Genomic DNA, 3,007 nt, shown 5'->3' on the forward strand with positions numbered 1-3,007 from the left:
GCTGCCGTTCCCCTTTATAGTCGTTTCTTCGCGAACGCCGGGCACAGGCACGGGCTGGGCTTGGGAAGCTCAATAGCAAGCGAGGCGATGTTCACCTGCGAACCTTACTGATCCACGGAGCGCGCACTGTGCTATTCCGATCGAACTGCCTTTGAGAAGAACCACGTCTCTGTGAAGGCGGCGTAGCTCGTACGCCGCCTTCAGACGAGCGCAAGCCTGCTCTTTGGTTCTAGTGCTTCGAGCACGTGGCGAAGATGAGAGCGCTCTTGGCGAATTCCATCAGGGCCCGCAGGTGTGGCCTGCACGATGAGGCTGATGGTATGGACGCCCGCCCTCTCCGTGGCCACACTGAAAAGGTCAACTCTTGGGAGAACAACAATGCCCGCCCTGACCATTGGCTTGGATATCGCGAAGAACATCTTCGTGCGACCTGCAAGTCGCCTGAATTTCTGTTTCACAGGAGAACGTATGGCCTGACGAAACCGGTTGTTCCATCAACCGTTCCCTACTCAGACATGCGGAGCCGGTAACAGCTCGGTGTGAAGCTCTGGGGACAACGTAGCCGCCGGATAACCGGTACGCCCAGCCGCGAGGCGAAGCGGAATCTGCCAGCACGAAGGCGGAGAGGAGCAAGGGATGAGTGGGTACGACCAACATATGTGAACTTCTGATAAACGTCGTGATCTTTGACAAGCCAAACGTGCTGACAGGCTTGAACCAAAACGGTATGCGGTGAGGAGTGGTCTTCGAAGACTGGACCACCATGGACAACCAGCCGCCGGCGAAGAGGAAGGGTCCGCCCCGCTCGGAGATTCATGCGGAACAGGGTAAGCCCATCATGCTGCCGGCGACGGCAGGCGAACCGTAAGGAACGCTGTTGGCACGGTGGGTAAAGGAATGCGGAGAAAGCGAACGCCCGGCTGTAATGGCCGGGATACGGGCTGCAACATTGCCCGACACGAAAGTGGGCAGACTTCCGCAGGGTCATTCATGGCGAGAGAACTTTGACCAACCGTTATACGAGGGAAAGCAGATGACGGCGTACGATGCGAAAGTGTCGGGAGCTGGTGCGTCCTCGCACGCTGCACAGATGTGGGATCAGGCGAACTGGCCGCACATTGAGGCAGAGGTGAAACGGCTTCAGGTGCGTATCGCCAAGGTGGTCCGGGAAGGCCGATGGGGCAAGGTGAAAGCCTTGCAACGTTTGCTGACCCGCTCGCATAGCGGCAAGATGTTGGCCGTGAAGCGTGTGACGGAAAATCGCGGTAAGAGGACGCCGGGGGTGGATGGCAGGATATGGTCGTCCCCGGCGGCCAGATGGAACGGAATGGTGTCGCTACGTCATCGCGGCTATCGGGCGATGCCGCTGCGGCGGGTTTACATTCCCAAGAGTAACGGCAAGAAGCGTCCGTTAGGAATTCCTTGTATGCGGTGCCGGGCGATGCAGGCTTTATGGAAGCTCGCACTGGAACCCGTCGCGGAGACTCTGGCGGATGCCAATTCCTACGGCTTTCGGTCCGGACGCTCGACCGCCGATGCCATCGAGCAGTGCTTCAACGTTCTGGCTAAGCGTGCCTCGCCAGAATGGGTTCTGGAGGGTGACATTCGAGGCTGTTTCGACAACTTCAGTCATTCCTGGTTCCTAGAGAACGTACCGATGGATAAGGGGGTTCTGCGAAAGTGGCTTCAGGCCGGATATATCGATGAGGGAACTCTGTTCGAGTCGCGGGCGGGTACACCCCAAGGGGGAGTTATTACGCCGCCTACAATGTTGCATATTTTCCAGTCCCTCGTCTGAGTCGTTAGAATTTTCGCTGCTTGGAGCCGGCGGCTGCGGATCGACGCGGAACACGACGACGATTTCATCCTTGTGGATCTCGACACGCTTGACCAGACCCAGAACGATCTTGCGTTTCGTTTCAAGGTCAATCGTATCCAGCCTCTCGGTGACAGCGGTTGCAAATTCCTCAAGCCGGTTGATGACCAGAAACAGCTCGCTTTGCACTGCTCCGTGGCGCCGTGATTCCAGGATCTGCTGTTCAATCTGCTCAAGCCGGTTCTTCAACTGCTGCATCTTCGGCTCGAAGTCGGCCTTGTCGATGATACCGTCAGCGTAGCTATCAATCAGTCGTGATTTGCCTTTTTCAAGCTGAAGCCGCTGCTTGTCCAGGCTGGTGGTATCGAAGCCGTTCTTTTCATTTCGCTCTAATACGTCCAGTCGACGTTCGTATTCTCTCTTCAGTCGATCTGGTTGCCTGAGCAACTCCACAACTTGCTGCCACACAAGATCGTCGAGCTTGTCGGTTCGGACCTGCAGATTGTCGCAGATGCGTTCGCCGCCGAAACGATAGGCGTCTGTCCCAACGCAGCGGTAATAGGCGTAATCCCGCTGATGTCCCTTGGCTGCGGCTTTGCTCACTTTCTTCGCGTAATAGGCATAACGGCAATGTCCGCATACAGTCAGCCCCTGCAGCAGGCGCAGCGGCGCATTATCCCGTCGCTGACGTGCCCGCTTGCGGTTCTCTGCAAGCTGCTCCTGGACGGTATGGAACAGCGCTTCAGTGATGATGGCCGGCACCGGAATTTCGATCCACTGCTGCGGATCCGCGCGTATCGTTGAATACGGTTTCTTGGGCACATCGGCGCTGTGGCGTTGGGCACGCACACGTACATGCAGATGATCGCGCACCTGCGTTTTACCGAACGCGGCCCGTCCCATGTAAGCCGGATTGCGCAATATGCCCCACACCACGCTTCGATCCCAGAACGGCTTGCCCGAAGCCGTTTCGGTACCAGCCTCGGCAAGCCGGCGTACCACTTCTCCAATGCTCAAGCGTTCCAGACCTACCCATTGGAACATCGCTCTTACCGTTGCGGCTTGGGGCAGTTCGATGACGTAGTGCGCCGGTGTCCCGTCGAGTTGCCTGCGGATATAGCGGTAGCCGTAAGGCGCCCCAGATAGCACATTGACGTTGCCACGTTTGGCACCGTGAAGCTTGCCACGGCG

At 57.7% G+C, this 3,007-nt stretch carries 1 protein-coding gene and 2 pseudogenes; 2 read left to right on the forward strand and 1 reads right to left on the reverse strand.

Going from position 1 to position 3,007, the window contains the following annotated elements; genetic code table 11:
• Positions 1–29: 29 nt before the first annotated feature.
• Positions 30–134, forward strand: a pseudogene (locus tag J8I82_RS39855) (IS110 family transposase); the annotation flags it as partial.
• A 956-nt stretch (positions 135–1,090) separates the two neighbouring features.
• Positions 1,091–1,711: pseudogene (locus J8I82_RS37435) on the forward strand (reverse transcriptase N-terminal domain-containing protein); the annotation flags it as partial.
• Here the strand turns inward: J8I82_RS37435 and J8I82_RS37440 are convergent.
• The coding region (locus J8I82_RS37440; RefSeq protein WP_245180660.1) for a recombinase family protein at positions 1,643–3,007 on the reverse strand (1,365 nt) is incomplete at its 5' end. The pseudogene J8I82_RS37435 and the gene J8I82_RS37440 overlap by 69 nt on opposite strands.

Origin of the sequence: Cupriavidus consociatus, from assembly GCF_017814975.1 — a bacterium.
In the GTDB taxonomy this organism is placed as follows: domain Bacteria; phylum Pseudomonadota; class Gammaproteobacteria; order Burkholderiales; family Burkholderiaceae; genus Cupriavidus; species Cupriavidus consociatus.